Origin of the sequence: Flavobacterium sp. LM4 (assembly GCF_002017935.1) — a bacterium.
Taxonomy (GTDB): domain Bacteria; phylum Bacteroidota; class Bacteroidia; order Flavobacteriales; family Flavobacteriaceae; genus Flavobacterium; species Flavobacterium chungangense.
Genome location: NZ_MUFW01000001.1, coordinates 1,718,865 through 1,739,232, shown reverse-complemented (window position 1 = coordinate 1,739,232; position 20,368 = coordinate 1,718,865). Strand labels below are relative to the sequence as shown.

The 20,368-nt window shown below is 34.5% G+C and carries 14 protein-coding genes and 1 pseudogene; 1 reads left to right on the top strand and 14 read right to left on the bottom strand.

Going from position 1 to position 20,368, the window contains the following annotated elements; genetic code table 11:
* Window positions 1-117 precede the first annotated feature (117 nt).
* Window positions 118-774, top strand: coding sequence for an aspartate kinase (locus BXU10_RS07820; RefSeq protein ID WP_025570960.1), 657 nt, complete (start codon window positions 118-120; stop codon window positions 772-774).
* Between the two features lie 82 nt (window positions 775-856).
* Here BXU10_RS07820 and BXU10_RS07815 read toward each other — a convergent pair whose 3' ends face one another.
* The 14 genes and pseudogenes from BXU10_RS07815 to BXU10_RS07735 form a co-directional block, all read right to left on the bottom strand.
* Entirely contained in the window at window positions 857-1,321 is a 465-nt protein-coding gene (locus tag BXU10_RS07815) for an OsmC family protein (protein ID WP_078226865.1), read from the bottom strand.
* Window positions 1,322-1,642: 321 nt separating this feature from the next.
* On the bottom strand, window positions 1,643-1,861 hold the full coding sequence (locus BXU10_RS07810) for a DUF2281 domain-containing protein (RefSeq protein WP_078226864.1): 219 nt from the start codon (window positions 1,859-1,861) through the stop codon (window positions 1,643-1,645).
* A 334-nt stretch (window positions 1,862-2,195) separates the two neighbouring features.
* Window positions 2,196-3,176, bottom strand: coding sequence for a phospholipase D-like domain-containing protein (locus tag BXU10_RS07800; RefSeq protein ID WP_189328069.1), 981 nt, complete (start codon window positions 3,174-3,176; stop codon window positions 2,196-2,198).
* A 112-nt stretch (window positions 3,177-3,288) separates the two neighbouring features.
* The gene (locus BXU10_RS07795; protein WP_078226861.1) at window positions 3,289-3,627 is read right to left on the bottom strand and encodes a hypothetical protein; all 339 of its coding nucleotides are present in this window, start codon (window positions 3,625-3,627) and stop codon (window positions 3,289-3,291) included.
* A 233-nt stretch (window positions 3,628-3,860) separates the two neighbouring features.
* Complete coding sequence (locus BXU10_RS07790) at window positions 3,861-5,048, bottom strand: aldose epimerase family protein (protein WP_078226860.1); 1,188 nt, start codon at window positions 5,046-5,048, stop codon at window positions 3,861-3,863.
* A gap of 139 nt (window positions 5,049-5,187) precedes the next feature.
* Window positions 5,188-6,696 carry an L-arabinose isomerase gene (gene araA / locus BXU10_RS07785; RefSeq protein WP_078226859.1) on the bottom strand — a complete coding sequence of 503 codons (1,509 nt, stop codon included), beginning with the start codon at window positions 6,694-6,696 and terminating at the stop codon, window positions 5,188-5,190.
* Between the two features lie 99 nt (window positions 6,697-6,795).
* Window positions 6,796-9,033: pseudogene (locus BXU10_RS25735) on the bottom strand (hypothetical protein); the annotation flags it as partial.
* 434 nt (window positions 9,034-9,467) lie between these two features.
* Window positions 9,468-10,169 carry an L-ribulose-5-phosphate 4-epimerase gene (locus tag BXU10_RS07770; RefSeq protein WP_025570946.1) on the bottom strand — a complete coding sequence of 234 codons (702 nt, stop codon included), beginning with the start codon at window positions 10,167-10,169 and terminating at the stop codon, window positions 9,468-9,470.
* Window positions 10,153-11,844, bottom strand: coding sequence for a ribulokinase (locus BXU10_RS07765; RefSeq protein ID WP_078227940.1), 1,692 nt, complete (start codon window positions 11,842-11,844; stop codon window positions 10,153-10,155). Before BXU10_RS07765 ends, BXU10_RS07770 begins: the two co-directional genes overlap by 17 nt.
* 165 nt (window positions 11,845-12,009) lie before the next feature.
* Window positions 12,010-13,995, bottom strand: coding sequence for an alpha-L-arabinofuranosidase C-terminal domain-containing protein (locus tag BXU10_RS07760; RefSeq protein WP_078227939.1), 1,986 nt, complete (start codon window positions 13,993-13,995; stop codon window positions 12,010-12,012).
* A gap of 243 nt (window positions 13,996-14,238) precedes the next feature.
* Window positions 14,239-15,222 (bottom strand): arabinan endo-1,5-alpha-L-arabinosidase, encoded by a 984-nt coding sequence (locus BXU10_RS07750; protein ID WP_078226855.1) that lies wholly within the window; start codon window positions 15,220-15,222, stop codon window positions 14,239-14,241.
* 9 nt (window positions 15,223-15,231) lie between these two features.
* Window positions 15,232-17,547 carry a glycoside hydrolase family 127 protein gene (locus BXU10_RS07745; protein ID WP_078226854.1) on the bottom strand — a complete coding sequence of 772 codons (2,316 nt, stop codon included), beginning with the start codon at window positions 17,545-17,547 and terminating at the stop codon, window positions 15,232-15,234.
* A 166-nt stretch (window positions 17,548-17,713) separates the two neighbouring features.
* Complete coding sequence (locus tag BXU10_RS07740; RefSeq protein WP_078226853.1) at window positions 17,714-18,673, bottom strand: glycoside hydrolase family 43 protein; 960 nt, start codon at window positions 18,671-18,673, stop codon at window positions 17,714-17,716.
* Window positions 18,674-18,743: 70 nt separating this feature from the next.
* A complete protein-coding gene (locus BXU10_RS07735) occupies window positions 18,744-20,360 on the bottom strand; it encodes an arabinan endo-1,5-alpha-L-arabinosidase (RefSeq protein WP_078226852.1) in 1,617 nt (538 codons plus the stop codon).
* Window positions 20,361-20,368 lie beyond the last annotated feature (8 nt).

The window sequence follows — 20,368 nt, the reverse complement described above, 5'->3', positions numbered from 1 at the left end:
CATATTTTTTTATTGTTATATTTGTAACAAATTGTTTTTTTATTTATCTTTGCAGAGATTTATAACATCAAAAACAACCAAACTAACACAATTACGTTCAAAAAACAATTAAAGATTATGAAAACCGTTTCTTCTATTGTAGAAAATTACATCAAGACCAAGCCATTTTTACTCAATGCTCTTTCTCTTGGAATTATTAACCTGACTTCTTTGTCGCGCAACATCATGACCGAACTGGAAAGTGAATTTGGTAAAGAAGTAAAACAAGGTGCTGTAGTAATGTCCCTAAAAAGACTGACAGAAGAGTTAGATTTTAAACTAAACCACAAAATCAACAAGGTCATTAAAAACATTGGAGAAATCACAGTTCGTTCTGAATTGACAGATTACACTTTTGCAGCTTCTGACACTGTTTTAAACAAACAAGCTGATTTGATTTCTGATATTAATGTACTATCTGATATTTTTTATACCTCATCACGTGGCGTAAACGAAACCAATATCGTAGTAAGCAGCAGTATCAACCATTTAGTTGAAAAACATTTTATCCGCGAAAAACTGATTCAAAAATTGGATAACCTGGCTTCAATTACCGTAAAATTACCAAAAGAAAATATTGTAGTTCCCGGGATTTATTATTTCATTTTTCAGCGTTTAGCATGGGAAGGAATCATTATTAATGAAGTAATTTCTACTTCAAACGAATTTACAATTCTGGTAGGAGAAGAACAAGTTGATGTTGCTTTTAAAGTAATCAAAGACTTAAAAAATTAATTTGTTTTGCCAAAACCCCAATCAAAAAAAAAAATAAAAAAAAAGACAATATACGAAGAGACTGTTCATACAGTCTCTTTTTTTATGCCGTTTCGCAAGTAGCATTGTGCAGAACCGGAAAATTACATGAATTGGCTATAAAACACAATTGATTCGCTTTTATATGCAGCTCTAAAGCTTCCTGCATTTTATCTACATTTGCAATCTTCACTTTCGGATGTAAACGAACTTCTGTAAAGCGACCACTTCCATCGGCAGTAACTTCGAGTGTTGCTTCGGCATTATCGGTATATTCTAAAACTTCAATTCCGTTTTGGGAACACACATATAAATACGACATCATATGGCAGGAAACCAAACTGCTTAAGAGTAAATCCTCAGGATTGTATAATTCGGGATCGCCTTTGAAAGCTTTTGCGGCTGAAACGTCTAAAATTGGTTTTCCTTCGATTTTAATTTGATGGGTTTTGCTGTAATTTTTTTTTACTGATTGTTCCTGATTTTGGTTGGAAGTCCAATTTATTGTTGCTTTAAAAAAATGTTTCATTTACTATTATTTACTTTTGTTAAGTTAAGATTTTATGTGGTAAAGAATTAATCTCGCAAAGGCGCAGAGTAGCAAATTTTTGCCCCAATCTTGTCATTTCGACGAAGGAGAAATCTTCCCGAGAAACTCGACAAAGATTGGATTATCGTTGCGGAATTACTTGCGAAGATTTCTCCTTCGTCGAAATGACAAAAACGAATAATTCGTAAAAATTAGTGTAATTCGTGGCTAACTTTTAATCCATAAAAAAAATCAAAATCTTGAGGTTGTTTTAAATCGCCTTCCGCTATTGGCTCAGCAACTAAAGTGTATTTTTTCAATTTAACGCTCTAAATTGTCTAACATAGCAAAAGCATCTACAGGAGCTTTCTTGTCTTTTATTCGTTTTAAAACTACTTCTTTATGCCACTCAGGGATTTCTTGAGTTTCCTGAGAGTGTTTAAAGGCAAGAAAATCAATGTATTTTTCGACTTCTTCTACCAAAGCATCAGGTAAACTTTTAAGCTTTGCATTTACTTGTTTTATGGTTGTTGCTGTCATAATTAAAAAATTTGTTATTGTAAATTACTTTTTAGATAAAGCATCTATTAGTTCTTTTACAATGTGTGTTTCTCTTCAGAAAGTTATTGAACCAAATTTAACTATAATGCAAGTAAAAACAAAACTAATTCAGAAATTAGACATGTCTTTATATCTTGGTAAATTTCTTTGCGGACACGGATTACAAATCCGCGTTATCTTACTAAGAAGTTTTTGTATATCCGAGCGATCTGAATCGAGGCGTAACTCGTAGAAAGCACTATCTTCCGAATGTAAAAGTATCTAAAAACCTTAAATTTATAACATCCCAAAAATCTGCCATGGTCTTGAGTTGTTATAGACAGTCTTTTATATTAATTTGACCAACGTTTGTTCGTCCATAACCATCTAATTCTTTACAATGTACAGTTAATTGACCGTCATTTTTCAATGTAATTGTATGTTTTATTTTAGATGTTCCAGCTGGTGATGGCTTAATGTTGTTCAAAGAGATTTGTAATATATTTTTCTTGATATAATCATTTTTTTGAATCGTTACTAAAATTCCAGTCTGTTTATCAACTGATGTTTTTCCATTTTTTTCAAAAGTAAAAGGTAATTTTGAAAATGCAGGAATTACTGTAATATATCCATCTTTAAAAAGGATTCCAATTTCAAACGGCGCTACCTCAAACTTTTTTGAATTATACTTTTGTAAAATTTTATTTCTTGCCGAAATTATTTCGCTTTGCTTATTATTAATTTTGAGTAATTCAGTATAGATTTTTGCAACTCCTAAATCGTTTCCTTTTTTTTCTTCAGCCTTCGCTTGATAAATATAATCCGTTTCTAAGTAGTCATTAAAATTGATTGAAATATCGTCTCTCTCTTCAATTGCAATTGTTTCTACAAGTTTGTGTACACTTTTTATTCTTTCAAACTCTTCGACATAGTTTTTTACTACTTGCGAATCATCAGATATTAAAACGTTCTCCCAATTTCGGTTTTCAGCATAATACGTCCAATTATAAGAACCCGTAATCACAATTTCATTGTCAATTATACAGAATTTGTGATGAACCATATTTTCAACATTTGAATAGTAGAATTTAGCTTTTAAGTCGATTAACTTTTGAAAATTTACGCCTTCTTTTTTGTTGTTAATTCTATCGTTTAATACAATTAATTCTAAGTTGAAGTTAGGCGTTTCTAATTTTTTTATAATGGCATTATAAAGCTCATGATTAGTAAACCATGTTACTGCAATTTGTAAACCTTTCTTTGAATTTACAATTCGATTTATTAATTCGCTTTGAATATTACTGAATAGTTGCAATATATTGATTTATAGTTGTTTGTAACATTTTCTTGTTACAAGAGGTTTGGAAATAAATTAAGTCCATTATTCGGACTTGCTAAATCTTGTGTAACTGCTGTTAAGCGAAAGCTTAATCTTTGTGAAACGGATTTTCTTCGAAAAAGTCAGCAATATTTTTCTTTCCGTCAGTATTATAAATATCTATAAGGTTAATTTTCAACATTAATAAATTAAACTGCATAATGATTGTCGCATCTAAATATGCTTCCCAGTCAATTGTATTAATTTCAAATTTGGAATCTGCAATATCTTGACCTACTTCGAGAACATTTATTTTTGTTTTGAGTCCAGTTATAAAGGCATCATCAGACTTCCTTTTTATTGTTAATTTACAATTAAATTCTGTTTCGGATATATTTTCATAAATCTTTTCTAAATAATAATCTGCTTTAAATTGTTCTGTTGTCATATTTGCATTTTAAATGATTGATTAGTTCTTAGTGTTTCATAAAGCTTGGATATAAACAAAATAAACTTTCTATGCACCTAAAAGATGATTAATTGTCGAAAGTCATTTTTCGTTTTACACTTCATCAAATGTAAAAAAGAATTACAAAAATCAATCAAGTATAAATACTCAAAAATCTAAACAAAAAAACCTCGAAATCAAAAATTTCGAGGTTTTTTAAAATTAACTAAATTTCAAAAATTATTTTTTACAGAAAACTTAAAAGTTGTCTTAGTCTTATAATTTTCGCCAGGATTTAAAACTGTCGTTGGAAAGTTTTTCTGGTTTGGAGAATCCGGATAATGTTCTGTTTCTAAACAGAAACCTGTTCTTTGTGCATAAGTTCCGCCGTTACGCATTGGTAAAGTTCCGTCAAGGAAATTTCCAGAATAGAACTGAATTCCAGGTTCGTCTGTGGTCATTTCTAAAACTCTTCCGCTTGCAGGGTGGTAAGCTGTTGCAATAACTGTTTTGCCTTTTTCTGTATTATTTAGTACCCAGCAGTGATCGTAACCTTTTCCTCTTATCAATTGTTCATCTTTAGCATCGATTTCTTTTCCAATTAATTTTGGTTTTCTGAAATCGAATGGCGTATTGGCTACATCCTGTAATTCTCCTGTTGGAATTAAAGTAGCATCTACCGGAACAATTTTATCGGCATTTAAAGTAATCTCGTGATCTAAAATTGTTTTAGAGAAATCCCCCGATAAGTTAAAATACGTATGCTGTGTTAAATTTACAACTGTCTTTTTATCAGTAGTAGCTTCGTAAAGTACCTCAAGTTCGTTGTTTTTAGTTAACGTATAAGTCACTACAACTTTTAGATTTCCAGGATAGCCTTCTTCCATATCTTTGCTTAAGTAAGATAATTTCAAAACAGCAGCTTCTCCTGATTTTGTTTCTTCTGCTTTCCATACTGCTCTAAAAAAACCTTCCGGTCCTCCGTGCAGCGCATTAGGTCCGTTGTTTGTAGCCAGTGTATATTCTTTACCGTCTAATGTAAATTTACCTTTTGCAATTCGGTTTCCGAAACGTCCGATCAATGCACCAAAGAACGGGTTTGGCTTCATGTATTGTTCCAGAGAATTAAATCCGGTTACTACATTTTCAGAAACACCGTCTTTATTTGGCACTTTCAAATCAGTGATAATACCTCCAAAAGTGATGATATCCACTTCCATCCCATTTTGGTTTTTCAGCTTATAGCTTTCAATTTTTTCTCCTTTTGGAGTTGTTCCGTAATCAGATTTTACAATTGTTACAGAATCTTTTGTGTCTTGAGTTGTGGTTGCATCCATTTTTTTATCGCTTTTACATTGAACAGAAAGTGTTGTCAAACCGATTATCGCAATTCCGAAAACACAACGTTTTAATACATTCATAATTTTTTTGGTTTAAAGTTGTAAAGTCAAAAGTCTTAAAGTCAAAAATCTAAGGTCGAAGTTACAAAATTTACCAAGGTTTCATTCGTTACATTGGCACTTTTAGACTTTCGACATTAGACTTTTGACTTAGTTTATATTACAATCCGTGTTGAAACGTATGGTAGTACGCTTCGTTGGCATTAATTTTATCTTTAAAATCTCTGATAGTCGTTTTTTCATCAATCACCAACAATTCAATTCCGGCAATGTCTGCAAAATCTTCCATAAACTCAGTTGTAACTGACTGGCTGTACACTGTATGGTGTGCTCCTCCAGCCAAAATCCATGCTGTAGCTGCAATATCCAGGTTTGGTTTACAATCCCATAAAACTCTTGCAACCGGTAATTTTGGCAATTCAGCCATTGGTTTAACCGCAACAACTTCGTTTACGATTAAACGGAAACGGTTCCCCATATCCACTAATGAAACATTGATTGCTTCTCCTGCAGGTGAGTTGAATACCAAACGTGCTGGATCTTCTTTTCCGCCAATCCCTAACGGGTGAACCTCGCAGGAAGCTTTTCCGTCAGCGATAGATGGACAGATTTCCAACATATGTGATCCTAAAACGTATGATTTTTGTGGTGTAAAGTGGTATGTGTAATCTTCCATGAACGAAGTTCCTCCTTCAAGACCAATGTTCATTACTTTTAATGCACGAACCATTGCAGCTGTTTTCCAGTCGCCTTCTCCACCAAAACCATAACCATCGGCCATTAATCTTTGTGTAGCGATTCCCGGTAATTGTTTCCATGCTCCCAGATTTTCAAATGTATCTGTAAAAGCTCCAAAACCTCCTTCTTCAAGGAAAGCTCTTAAACCTAATTCAATTTTTGCTGCCTCTACTAATGAACTTCTTTGTGCTCCGCCTTCTTTTAAAGAATCAGTCAAATTATAAGAAGCTTCATAAACCGCTAATAAATCGTTTAATTGCTGCTCTGTAACTTTCTCGATATGTTTGGTCACATCAGAAGAATCAAAACCGTTAACCGACATTCCGAAACGGATTTGAGCTTCTACTTTATCACCTTCCGTAACGGCAACTTCACGCATATTGTCTCCAATACGAGCCACTTTCAAGTTCTGAAGTTCGTCCCATCCTAAAGCAACTCTTGTCCAGATCCCTAATTTTTTCTGAACTCTTTCGTCTTCCCAATGCCCAACAACCACTTTACGTTTTTTGCGCATTCTTGACATGATAAAACCAAATTCACGATCTCCGTGAGCAGATTGGTTTAAATTCATGAAATCCATGTCGATAGATCCCCACGGAATTTCAGCATTGTATTGGGTATGCAAGTGGCATAATGGTTTTTTCAAGATGCTTAATCCGCCAATCCACATTTTTGCAGGTGAGAAAGTATGCATCCAGGTGATAAGTCCGATACAGTTTTTAGTAGTGTTTGCTGCCAGACATACATCTAAAATCTGAGCCGGAGATTTTACCACATCCTTATAAACTACTTTTACAGGAATTTGAGACGATTCTCCTAACCCTTTTGCAATTATCTGAGAATGTTCTGCTACTTTTCTTAATGTTTCTTCACCGTATAATTCCTGGCTTCCTACTACAAACCAAACTTCTTTTTGAGAGATATCTATCATCTTTTAATCGTTTATTTATTCTTTATTCTTTAATTATTTCTGAATGAATCCAGATCGTTCTATAACTGTTGTTTATAATATTTAATTATACTTTTATTATTTAACTATTACTTGATGGGTTTCTGTTTTACCATCAATATTTATTGTCAATACGTATATTCCTTTTTTATAATGACTAACATTCAATGATGCAATATTATTAACCACTGTAATACCATCTACTTTTTGTCCATTCAGATCATAAAGAATGGCATTAATTGTGGATGTTTTTGCAGGTGCATTATTTTCATCAAATAATGATATATTTAGAATATTATCACTTGGATTTGGATAAACTTTATATATTGTTGATTCTCCTACAGCTGTAGCATTTAATGTATTTGTCGTAGATGAGCCAAATGGTGGACAACTACCAAACATAACATAATTGCCATATGTACCTGAAGAACATCCCAAAGTTGCAGTAACACCATAAGTGAAAGAATTTTGTGTATATGTATTCGATATTTTGAAAAGAAATACGTTATAGGAACTCTGAACATAAGTAACTCCTGTTGGCAAATAAGAAAACGAATAGTTATATATATGTGAAGTATCAGAATTTGTTATCGTTAATGTCACAAAACGATACTGACCACAAGTTTCATTTGTTTTTTGAACGTTAAATTGTGGAATTCCTAACCAAACATTTTTTGTAACAATTTGTCCGGAAATATTTGCAGTAATGGTAGATTGTCCAGAAGTTGTATTTAATGCTTTTACAACTACAGTTGAATTTGTTGAACTAACAATACTTAAATTCGCAGAAACACTCCAGACAACACTTGAATTTGGTAATAGATTACTAACTGTATAAGTATTATTTGATGTAGTATTACAAATTGCATCAGGTCCTGTTATTTGTGCCGCAATACAATTTCCACTTCCTACTCCAACAGCAAACCAGGATTGACATACCGTTATCGCTTCTAAAGAATTGGCTCCATATAAATCATTAGCTGCCTGTAGCGTTAAAGTTCTCGCTTGTGAAAAATTTGTAGTTGAAGTAAAATATACAGTTTCTGCTCTATACACAATTTTTGCAGCTTTATCTTTACCAATACCCGCTACATTATAACTATTACCTAAATCATTAGTTCCCGATTTACCTTCTGCTAAAATGTAAAACCAATGGTTTAAAACACCACTATTGCTATGAACACCACAATAATCATTGGAACTATTTGCAGTTCCGCAATTTGGATTAGACCAATAAGTACCTCCATAAGTGTCCGGATCTCCATAATATTTTGGATTAGACATAGATCTAAATGCAGACCCGGGTATAAGTTCTTCACCCATTAAATATGTCTGCTTATTAGGATCCGAATAAAATTCAATCATTGCTCCCCAAATATCACTTAATCCTTCATTAATTGCACCGGATTCATAACCGTAAAATAAATTTGCCGAATTTTCACAAACACCATGACCTATTTCATGACCTACAACATCGATACTTGTTATGGCACTAAACGGATATGAACCATCTCCATAAGTCATAGCTGATCCATTCCAAAATGCATTGGTGTTACTACCATAACCCATAGCTATCAAATCTGCATGTACATAATTTTTGAGTATTGCTCCATTAGCATTATAACTATTTCTATTGTGTTTAGACAAAAAATAATCATATGTTTTCTCAGCCCCCAATGAGCATCTAGTGCAGCATTATCCTGATTTGAATTATTATATTCGGCACTTGTCCAATTATTATCGTTATCTAAAAAATCTGTTGCACTAGCATAATTTGCAGTTCTGTTCATATTATAGGTTTCAATACCATTCCCACGAGTATAATCCCTTAGTCTGTATTGACTTCCTGTTTGTTGTGTTTCTATTACTCTTTGTCCACTATATTTAGTATCTCCAGTTCCTTGAATATGCTTTATTATTGCATCCTTAAGCAGTATTTCTCCATTATTGGCATCTACATATACATAATCTCTGCTTACTGGATTTGAAGCATAAATGTTAAATTTATAAGCAAGTGTCGGTATTGGATTTTCTCCAAATAAATCTTTTTCTACAATTATCAGTTCCCCTTTTGGATAATAAGTTGCAGATGGATCATTTTGTTCCTTCTTAAAAAAATCTTCATTTTCTTTACTCTCCCACATATATTCTTTTGCATCAATATTTTTTATAGCATATGTCAATGCTTCTTTTTCTGATAATTTAGCTTTTGTCTCCAGATTTTTTACATCTACATACCTGCCATTTGCGGTTTTTACAACACCATTTTCAGAAACTACATTCTGAATACCAAATTCTACTTTTAATCCTTTGTAATATTGTTTGTATTTTTTTGATTCAAGTTTGTTTTCAATTCTGGTGTTTTTAGAATCTAATACAAAATCATCATCCGTTTTAGACTCAAATTGTTTTTTTAAAAAAGCATTTACCGATTTGTCATCCGCATTAATTTTGGTTTCCTTGAAATTAATGAGTTCAGGTTTACCCTTTGAATTCGTAATTGTAATTTCATTTTCTTTTACCTGACAGAAAGCAGAAAGTGTAATAAAAAACAGACAACTAAAAAGTGAAGCTTTTTTTTTCATTTTTTTTGGTTTTAGGTTAATTAATTATTTTGGTTATTATTTGATTCAAAAAGTATTGCCATGCGTTTTATAAATGATAAACATCTAAATTCAGCTATGGTTATTAAATAAAATTCTCAACAATAATTTAATTCACAATCTGCTTTTTCATTGATTCCAAAATCTCAATTACTGTCCGTAATACGAATCTTTTCCGTGTTTACGATTGTAATGTTTCTTTATTAAGGAATCTTTCAATCTTGGCGCATTCGGATTTATTTGTAAAGTCAGGTACGCCATTTCGGCTACGACTTCTAAAACCTTGCTGTTGTAAACCGCTTTTGCTGCATTTTTTCCCCAGGCAAACGGACCGTGGTTTCCAATTAGAACCATTTCTACTTCTTCGTAGGAAAGATTTTTTTCTTTGAAACAATCCAAAATCTGAATTCCGGTATTGTGTTCGTAGTTTCCTTCGATAAGCGAATCTGCCATTGGCGGGGCGCACGGAATATCAGCCGTTAAATGATCTGCATGTGTTGTCCCAAAAATTGGAATATCACGTTGCGACTGCGCCCAAGCCACCGAATAGGTCGCATGTGTATGCGCAACACCTCCAATATTCGGCCAGTTTTTGTATAAGTAAGCATGCGTTTTTGTGTCTGATGATGGACGCATGGTTCCTTCGATAATATTATTGTCAAAATCGACAATCACAATATCTTCCGGTTTTAAATCTTCGTAAGGAACGCCGCTTGGCTTAATGGCAAAAACACCATTTTTTCTGTCGACTGCGCTTACGTTTCCAAAAGTATATACCACCAGATTCAATGCATTTAACTGCATGTTGGCTTCGTAACATTCTTGTTTTAAATCTTTATAAAGAGAACTCATTTTCTGTAATTTTAATAGATGGATCGGCATAACTACTTAATTGGTCGTATGCTAAAAGTAATTTGTTGTAAGCAGCCACTTTGTCAAGTTGTGGCGTGTATTCACTTTCAAAAGGGCTTCCCATTTTTTGACTGGCTTCAATCACATTTGGATAAATTCCTGAAGCTACAGCAGCATAAATTGCAGCTCCCAAAGCAGGCGCCTGATCTGATAGAGCAACTTTTATTGGCTTGTTTAAAACGTTAGCCAGAGTCTGCATGATAAAAGGCGATTTACGGGCAACACCACCGATACCGATCACGCTGTCAATTTTTACACCTTCTTCTTCAAAACGATCGACGATTTTTTTAGATCCAAAACAGATTGCGTTTACTAAAGCTTTAAAAATATGAGGTGCTTTTGATCCTAAAGATAAGTTTGAAATGGCGCTTTTTACTTCCTGATTAGCATCCGGAGTCCTGCGTCCGTTGATCCAGTCTAAAGCGGTTGGGATACTTTCAGACAACGGAATCTTTTCAGCTTCTTTGGTTAATTCTACAATTAATTTATCACTGAATTCTTCTCTTAATTGTTCTTTTTGGGCATCATTTAAAAGAGAGGATGAACCTAATAATTGTTCTGTTGGCCACATCAATAGTTCTTTGTACCAGGCTAATAAATCGCCAAAAGCAGATTGTCCTGCTTCAAGACCAATAAATCCGGGAATCACAGATCCGTCAACCTGACCGCAGATTCCGCGAACGGTTTTGGTACCTACTTCTTCATAAGAACCCACCAAAATATCGCAGGTTGAAGTTCCCATAACACGAACCAAAGTGTTTTCGCCAATTTTTGCACCAACTGCTCCAGAATGTGCATCGAAAGTTCCTACCGCTACAACTGTATCTGTAGAAAGTCCTAAACGATCTGCCCATCCTTTGCTTAAATTTCCGGCAACTAAATCTGAAGTATAGGTTTCGTCGTATAAATTTCCACGAAGCTGTGCTAAATACGGATGTAATTTTTCTAAGAATTCAACCGGAGGAAGTCCGTTCCAGTCTTCGTGCCACATTGCTTTGTGACCCGCAGCACAACGGCTTCTTTTAAATGTTTTTAAATCTTTGTCTTCAATTAACAAATAGGTCATTAAATCGCAGTGTTCCATCCAGGTGTGTGCTGCATTTTGAACCGCTTCATCTTGTCTTGCAATATGCAGGATTTTTGCCCAGAACCATTCTGATGAATAAATTCCACCTACATATTTTGTTACGTTCTCTCCGCCCCAGCTAACTGCCAGTTCGTTGATTTCGTTTGCTTCATTTATCGATGTATGATCTTTCCATAACACCATCATCGCATTTGGATTCTCCTCAAAACCTTTTGTCAAAGCCAATGGAATTCCGTCTTTTGTAACTGGTACAGGAGAAGATCCTGTAGTATCTATACAGATTCCTTTTATTGCAGCAGGATCAACTTTGCTTTCCTTAACAACATTTTGAATCGTAATTTCCAATCCTTCAATATGATCCAAAGGATGCTGACGGAACTGATTAATCGATGCATCACAATATTGCTTATTCTTCCATCTTTTGTAATGAGAAACATTGGATGCCAATTCCTGCCCATTTTCAGTATCTATTAGCACCGCACGAACAGAATCTGTTCCGTAATCTAATCCTATAACGTAATTTTTCATTTCGAAATTCATTTTATGATGACAAATATAATATAATTAATTTATAAGTGTACAAAAAACACTTAATAAAAATTAGCTTGTTGTTTTTTACAGATAATGCATCAAAACAATGATTTATGTTTAAAACAAAAAACAAACGTTACTTATACATTTATTATGTTGCGATTATTTCATCTTTATTTTCAAAACAGTTACAGAATACGCTGGAAAATTGTATTGAATTTGGTTTCCTTTTACTTTAAATTCACTCTCTTTAGGACTAATTTTAGTAGGCGCTGCAAAAGAGTTCTCATCGTTAAGCCCATCTCCTTTCAAAATTACAGCTGTTCCTTTTGTATCTAATTTGGCTCCTTTTAAATCAATTGATGCATTTTGATCTGATGAAGCTGTATTCACTATTTTCAGAATTACTTCTTTTAAATTCAAATCTTTCACTGCCGATGCAAACAAATTATTTTGACCTGTTACGGCTTGTCCATCTTTTGTAATATTGATTAAATCGGTTCCCTTATTGTTAGAAAACAATTTCTGAACATAATAATTTGGTGTTCCAAATGATTCTAAATTGTTGAACCAAATCATGTCCGGAGTCCACTGCCACCCTTCTTCGTGTGCTAATAAAGGTGCATAAGAAGTTAAATGAACGACCTCAGCATTACGTTCCATTCCAGTCATAAATGCTGCTTCAGAGAAAGCACATTCCCAGTTGTTTTTATTGTCCGGACTCGCAATCGCAACACTTTGTGCTGCATATTCTCCAGCAAAAATCTTTGGTCCTTTTCGATCGTAACTATCATAACGCGTTACATTTTTACGGAACCATGCCGGATCTTTGTAATAGTGTTCGTCAACGATTTCAGCATTCAGTTTTTTAAGTTCGGTCATGCCGTAATCAAAGAAATCTCCTTCAGGGAAAGGTCCTGTTCCTGAAACAATCGTAATGTTTGGATATTTGGCTTTAATCGCTTTTTGAAACACTTTGAAACGTTCAATATAATCCGGACCCCACTGCTCATTTCCAACTCCGATGAATTTTAAACTGAATGGTTTTGGATGTCCCATATCTGCCCTGAGTTTTCCCCAAATGGTTTCGGTTCCGCCATTCGCAAATTCAATTAAATCTAACGCATCCTGAACATACGGATCGATCTGATCCATCGGGACTAATTGTCCTGTATTGAACTGGCAAGCCATTCCACAGCTCAAAATTGGAAGCGGTGATGCACCAATGTCTTCTGAAAGCTGGAAATATTCAAAGAATCCTAAACCAAAACTTTGGAAATAATCCGGTGCTGGTCTGTGCGCAAATTCCATGTTCCAGCGGTTTACTGCCGTTTCTCTGTCTTCTATTTTTCCAACCGATTTTTTCCATTGATAACGTTCTGCCAAAGTTCTTCCTTCAACAATACAACCTCCTGGGAAACGTAAAAATCCCGGTTTCAAATCGTATAATAATTGTACTAAATCTTTACGAAGTCCGTTTTTTCTTCCCGCCCAGGTATCTTCCGGAAATAATGAAATATTATCTAAATCAATTACTCCGTTTCCTTCAAAAGTGATTTTTAATTTTGCTTTAGCTTCTGTTGCATTTGATGTTAATTGAGCCGTATAATTTGACCAGTCTTTTGATGTTGGAACAATTGAAGTTTCTCCTAAAACTTTATTGTTTTTGTCAATAAACTGGAATTTAATTTTCGAAATAGTACCTGAAATCTTTAAAGCTTTTAAAGTCAGATTGTATTTCAAATCTTTCTTGATTCCCATTCCTCTGAAACCTTCGTTAATCAGTTCATAACCATTTGCATCATTAATTGTAACGCGGCAATAATTATGGTTGGTTCCTTTTTGGGAATACTGAATCACATTTGCAATTCCGGATTGTTGGTTTAATTTATGACGGTCACTGTTCGGTTCCTGCCATCCCATCATTGGAAAAAGGAATTCGAATGATCTGTTTTTAATCATTTCTGCATATAAACCTCCATCTGCCGCAAAATTGATGTCTTCGAAAAACACACCGTACATTGTCGGTTCAATTTTGGTTACTGTTTTTGCAATATCTACCTGAAGATTATTTTTTTGTGCCGATGCGAGAATACTGCTAAATAATAGTCCGCAGATTGTCGCTTTTGTGATTAATTTAGTGTTCATTTTTATTGTCTTTAATTTTATATTTTGCGGTTTTTGAACCATGAGTTTTACTGATCCAACAAATTTGCGCTGATTTAATTTTTCTAACACATAGATTCATAGTTTCCTTTTCATTAAAAAGGCATTTCATTTGTCTAAAAATACATCGCTTTGTGTTCAATTTTTTCTCCCGCAGATTATTGCAAATTGGAGCAGATTTTATTCCTTTAATCTTTGGCTTTATTTTAATTATAATTGATTTATCTATTTTAAAAGAGGCCATAAATCAGCGTCCCATTTCATTTCTTTTACAACTAATCTTGGTGTTCCGTTGGTTTTCTTTTCGTAAGCGTGATAAAAAATATAATCTTTACCATCAAAAGTATAAGCGCTGTTGTGGCCAGCACCAAAATAATTTTCATCGCCTTGAACCACAATACTTCCTCCACCTTCATTTAAGGGTTTTCCGTCTTTATCGACATAAGGTCCGGTTGCGTTTTTAGATCTTCCAACCACAACTTTATAAGTGCTTTTTTCGCCGCGGCAACACAAATCCCAAGAAAGAAATTGATAATAATATCCGTTTTTCTTAAAAATAAACGGGGCTTCAAGCGCGCCGTCGCCTGGATCAGAATCGGATAATTCAAAAGTTCTTTTGCGCTTTGAAATGGTATGCCATTCGTGAGGCTGTGCAATTGATTTTAAATCTGGATTTAATTTTACCATTTTCAGTCCTTCCCAAAAAGAACCAAAAGAAAGCCAGGGTGTATTATTTTCATCAAAAATCAAATTTGGATCAATGGCATTCCACATGTCACGATTAGGCTGTGACTGAATTACAATTCCCTGATCGACCCATTTGTAATTTTTATCAGATGGATCTAATGTTGTATTAGTCGCAACGCCAATCGCCGAAGTATTTTTGGCGAAAGCCGAAACCGAATAATACAGGTAGTACATATTGTTATGAAACGAGATGTCCGGTGCCCAGATATGGTTTTTAAAATCGGCTGCAACACCGTCTGCCCAAACTGGTTTTTCTTTGAAAACCTGAGGCTGTTTGTCCCATTTTTTTAAATCTTTTGAACTAAAGACACTAATTCCGTTTCCGGTACAATATAAATAATAAGTATCTTTTTGTTTAATCACAACCGGATCGTGAACAACAATGTCTTGCGCTATTGCTGCGGATCCTATTAGAATAAACAGGAGCGTGAATATTGATTTTATTTTGGTATACAATTGCATGATTATTTTTTATTTTACAATTCTTATTTGATAAATTTTAGACGTTTTTTTGCCGTCTTTAGACTTAATTTTTAAATTAATAATTTGAGTATTGTCTAATTTGAATTGAATTATTTTGTCTTTTTTTGCGATAATCTCCGCAGGTTTTTCATTAATAAAAACATCGAGGTTATCCGTTTTAAAGTCTCCTAAAAAACTAATTTCAATAAATTTACCCTTTAGATTTTTATTTACCATTTGATAGGAAATATACGAGCTGGTATTTCTCCAAAAACCATCTTCCTCATAACCAGAGTCACTCTTTTCTCCTTTGTAATGATGATCTACCTCAGGCTGTTGTTCTCCACAATTTATTTTATCGACCGTGTTAGCTTCAATTGCCATAGCTTCGATTTCCTGTTGCTTTAACAATGCCTGCTTTTCTTTGTAATCTTCTTGTTTATAGGTTTGAAAATACATCTGATAACGGGCATCGTGTATTTCAAAGAAGGGTTGTAATTCTAATGAATCTAACTTAAAGCGCATATTGCCTAAATCTTTAAGTTTTGAAACATAAGTTCCCTCGTCTCCTACCAATGCATAAGCTTTGTCTAACGAAACGTATTTTCCCTGAGCAACATGTCCCATTCGGCTATCATCAGCGAACAAACCATCTAAATTTTCAGTAGAAGTTTTAGCAGCCAATACAATAGGACCATTTACAAATGCTGCCCAATTGGAGCCATCTGGCAATTTTTCTAAATGCGTTGAAGTCTTAAATGCAATGGTTATTTTATCTCCTGATTTCCATTTTCTTGCCAGACTAACATAATTAGCTGGTTTAGCTTCTGGCTTTTGCAATTTTCCGTTTACTAGAATTTCGAAAATCGTTGCCCATTTTGGATAACGAATGTTCAAAACAAAAGATTTAGGATTCTTAAGTTTTAAAACAATCTCGCTGTTATTTTTATAAGGAAATTTTGTGGTTTGCTCTAATTCTATTCCTTTTTCTTTCCAGTTTAAAGTGGATGGAATAAATAGATTTACAAAAATATCATGTTGTGAATGGCTATAAATTAATTCTCCATATTTAGAATGATTTTCAAGACCTGTACCAACGCAACACCACATACTGGTTTCTGGCTGCGAGTACACGCGATAATGATTTGGCCGAATTGGAGTAAAGTACACAAAACCACCTCTGTTAGGCTCCTGGCTGGAAAGAATGTGATTGTAAAGTGTACGCTCATAAAAATCAAGGTAACTCACATCGTTTTTGTCTAAAAACAACGCTTTACTTAAACGTTCCATATTGTAGGAATTACAAGTTTCCGGGCCTTGATTGGATTTTAGCATGCCGCTAAAATCATTTATAGGATTGAAATGTTCAGCAACGCTATTTCCTCCAAAAGCGACAGTTCTTTTTTCGGTTACATTTTTCCAAAAAAACTGCGCGGCATCGGACCATTGTTTATTATCCGATAGCTTTCCAATTTTCTCAAAACCAATAACTTTTGGTATTTGTGTATTAGCATGTAAACCCGTTAGTTTGTCTTCCTTTTTAATTAATGGATCGAGAATGGCTTTTTGCGAAAGCTTTTCAGCCGTTTCAAGATATTTTTTGTTTTTTGTGATGCTATATAAATCAGCAAAAGATTCGTTTATACCACCATGTTCTGTTTTTAAGATTCTTTGAATTTGCTCATCAGAAAGAGGTCGGATCAATTCGATAAACCAATCTCCTAATTTTATTACAATTTCTTTTGCCTTTTCATTACCCGTATAATTGTAGGCATCAATTAAACCTGCAAAAAGTTTATGAATATTATAGATTGGAACCCAGGTATTATTTAAACCAAAACCACTACCGTCTATATCTCCTTTATGAATTCTATCCCAAAAGACTTTTCCTTCAGGAATACCTCCAACATAACCAGTTCCGTCCTTTTGCTGGCAACGATCCAATTCAGAAATCATATAATCCAAACGGTCTTTAATTTCTTTATTTCCCGTAGAAGCATACATCATTGATAATGCTGCTACATAATGACCTCCTATATGTCCATCAAGACCTATGTTTTCCCAGTTGCCATATCTATCCGCTTTTGTAGGTAAACCGGCAGCTATCAAATAAGGTGCTAGTAGTCGATCTGGATTTAAGTCTAATAAATATTTAAGATCAACATTTTGTGCATTTTTGAAAGGACCACTCGTTAGTTTTATCTCTTGCAATTTAAATTCCTGCATCTGTGCGATTGAAGGGAGAGTAATTAAGAGAGTTGCGACTAAATAAAATGATTTAGTCGTTATTTTTTTCAAACTCACTTTAATATAGGAGAAAGCCATGTGTTTAAAATATAATTATTAAAAATATTTCTTTTGTTAACCATATATGTGATATAAGTAAATTTAAGTTTTGGTTAACTGTAAACTTTGTTAGATCATATAAGCAGTGCCTATAAAAACTGAAAAACTAAACTGTACACTAAAAACCTGAACACTGATGACTAAACTACTGAATTCCTTCAGATGTCATCACAACTCGTTTCATTGTTCCGTCTTTGTTATAAAATAATTTATCAACGCAGACTGATCTTCTGAAACTTCCTCCGAGTGGAATGGAAGCTCCATTGTGATAAATAAAATACGATTGTCCTTTAAAATCAATTATTGACTGATGGTTAGTGTTGCTGTTTCCGGCTAATTCATTCAAAATTCCTTTAAATTCCCAAGGACCTGTAATTGATTTGCTCATGGCGTAGGCGATTTTCTCCGGAAACTGATACGCATACGACAAATAATACCAGTTTTTATGTTTGTGAATCCACGGCGCTTCGGTGAAATTTGGCAAATCGATTGTTTGGATTGGTCCGTCTAATTCTATCATATTTGCTTTTAATTTAGCATAATGACAGACGGTATTTCCCCAAATCAGATAAGCCTGGCCATCATAATCAATATAAACTGTCGGGTCAATATCATCCCAGCTTATTTTGGTGTGCGTTGTCATATCATTTGTAATTAGCGCTTTTCCTAAAGCATCTTTGAAAGGACCAATTGGATTGTCTGAAACTGCTACTCCAATCGATTTTCCGGGTATTGAACCGTGTTCTACCGTTACATACCAATAAAATTTTCCGTTTCTTTCAATTACCTGCGAAGCCCATGCATCTCCTTTTGCCCAAGCAAAATCAGTCACTTTTAACGGCACCTGATGTGATTCCCACTTTTTCATATCTGAAGAAGAATACACCACCCATTCATTCATCTTATAAAAATTAAAATCGTTTGGCGCTTCATCATGACCGGCGTATAAATACACTTTGTCTTTGTAAACCAATGCTGCAGGATCACCAGTATATTGATCTTTTATAATTGGGTTATTGAATTTTGCAGGATCTATTTGTGCCACTACTGTTGTGCAGGAAACAATTAAAACTAAAAACGACAGGCTTGTAATTAGGTTTTTCATTATAGTTAATTTGCAACATTATTTTTTTGCAAAAGCCCTTCCGGCTATGAAAGGGCAATTGGATTTTTAATTATTTTTTTTTACCCCAAACCGGTAATCCGGCTGTTGTTAATCCGGAATAAGTTATAGTCACTTTTCTGGTAGCTGATTCCCAATCCCAGGCGTCACTTACTTTACATTTTACACCATTTACGGTTAATGTTTTAGCTGTGCTGTCATACGACCAGGTACCTGTAATAGCCCCGCTCACTTTTTTATCAGCCGTTAAATAAATAGTAACTGATTTTTGAATAACCTCATATTGGTAATTCATTGTAATTTGTTCCCATGTTCCAATAAAAGAAGCCTCTGTTATAGTAGTTTCTGGTACAGCAGCATATCTTTCGGCATCAACTACGGGCCAGCCGTCTTCTGTCCATTTAATAGCTCTTACATGTCCCATCATAATAGCATTTGATACATTAATCCCTGAAACACCTACAGGTAAACGTGCCTGCGAAGCATAATACCATTGTTTAGTATCCGGATTTTGAAAAACAGAACAGTGAGCAAATCCAACCCATCCGGTATGATTATTAAAACTATAAGGATGCGTAAGCATTGGCCAGCAATCTGCTCCGTTTGTTACATTAGCACCGTTGATTCCTAAGAAAGGGCCTGTAATGCTTTTGGAACGACAAACTCTGGTATTGTAAGGGACTTCCAAACCATCATAAGCAAGGAAAAGATAATAGTATTGATTATCAGGATTGTATATAATTTCAGGCCCTTCTGAACCCTGCCAACGACTTGTTGAGCTTCGGGATGCTATGCGGGTTCCATAATCACTTAAGGTTTTCAACTGATCTGGTTTTCCGGTTGCCGGATTCAATTTTAATGATGCAATACCCGAATGCCAGGAACCGTAAATCAGGTACTGATCTCCCTGAGGTGTTTCTACAAAAGTTGGATCAATAGCATTGAATTTGAAATAGGCATTTTCCCAATTTCTGGCTCCTGTATAAGAGTATGGTTTTATGCCATCAGGTTCAGAGCATACCACCATCCCCTTATCTACCCAGACATTAGTTGCCAAATCATCTGATTCTGCCAATCCGATAAAAGCTCTTTCTGACCATGAAGTTTCAAAACTGGTTCCGGTAATTGGTTCGTCAACAACAATACTATAATACAGTCGGTATTTGCTGCCTACTTTTTTTATATAAGGTGCCCAACAACCATATCGTGGATTTGCTATTGCCGGCAAAGTAGGAACCATTCGGGCTCTTTTATTGTTTAAAGAATCTTTTACCCAGGCAGGAACTGTAGCCATAGCTGATCCCATATATTCCCAGGTTACAAGGTCTTTGGAACGTCTGTAAGGAAAATGACCGTGACCTTCATGTGCATTTCCATAAGAAGCATCGGTTTGATACATATAATAGTATTCACCGGATTTTTCGACTGAAGGATCGTGAACGTTGGCTAAATTCCATTGTGCTCTGCTATTCCAGGAAGAAATTGAAGTATAATTGTCAGCATAAGTTGGCCCCGGAAAAGTAGGTGTAACCACAGGTGGATCTACCACTACAGGCGGATCTGTGTCTTCATTTGCAGGGTCATCTTTTGAACAGCTTACTACAGCAAGAGCAAACAAAAAAAAACCGATGTACGAAGCCATTTTTAAAATGGAATTTGATTTTTTCATCTTTTGTA

Bases quoted from the DNA above. Each gene is read 5' to 3' on its own strand.
- BXU10_RS07820 (WP_025570960.1), top strand. From the start codon at position 118: ATGAAAACCGTTTCTTCTATTGTAGAAAATTACATCAAGACCAAGCCA.
- BXU10_RS07815 (WP_078226865.1), bottom strand. From the start codon at position 1,321: ATGAAACATTTTTTTAAAGCAACAATAAATTGGACTTCCAACCAAAAT.
- BXU10_RS07810 (WP_078226864.1), bottom strand. From the start codon at position 1,861: ATGACAGCAACAACCATAAAACAAGTAAATGCAAAGCTTAAAAGTTTA.
- BXU10_RS07795 (WP_078226861.1), bottom strand. From the start codon at position 3,627: ATGACAACAGAACAATTTAAAGCAGATTATTATTTAGAAAAGATTTAT.
- BXU10_RS07790 (WP_078226860.1), bottom strand. From the start codon at position 5,048: ATGAATGTATTAAAACGTTGTGTTTTCGGAATTGCGATAATCGGTTTG.
- araA (WP_078226859.1), bottom strand. From the start codon at position 6,696: ATGATAGATATCTCTCAAAAAGAAGTTTGGTTTGTAGTAGGAAGCCAG.
- BXU10_RS07770 (WP_025570946.1), bottom strand. From the start codon at position 10,169: ATGAGTTCTCTTTATAAAGATTTAAAACAAGAATGTTACGAAGCCAAC.
- BXU10_RS07765 (WP_078227940.1), bottom strand. From the start codon at position 11,844: ATGAAAAATTACGTTATAGGATTAGATTACGGAACAGATTCTGTTCGT.
- BXU10_RS07760 (WP_078227939.1), bottom strand. From the start codon at position 13,995: ATGAACACTAAATTAATCACAAAAGCGACAATCTGCGGACTATTATTT.
- BXU10_RS07750 (WP_078226855.1), bottom strand. From the start codon at position 15,222: ATGCAATTGTATACCAAAATAAAATCAATATTCACGCTCCTGTTTATT.
- BXU10_RS07745 (WP_078226854.1), bottom strand. From the start codon at position 17,547: ATGGCTTTCTCCTATATTAAAGTGAGTTTGAAAAAAATAACGACTAAA.
- BXU10_RS07740 (WP_078226853.1), bottom strand. From the start codon at position 18,673: ATGAAAAACCTAATTACAAGCCTGTCGTTTTTAGTTTTAATTGTTTCC.
- BXU10_RS07735 (WP_078226852.1), bottom strand. From the start codon at position 20,360: ATGAAAAAATCAAATTCCATTTTAAAAATGGCTTCGTACATCGGTTTT.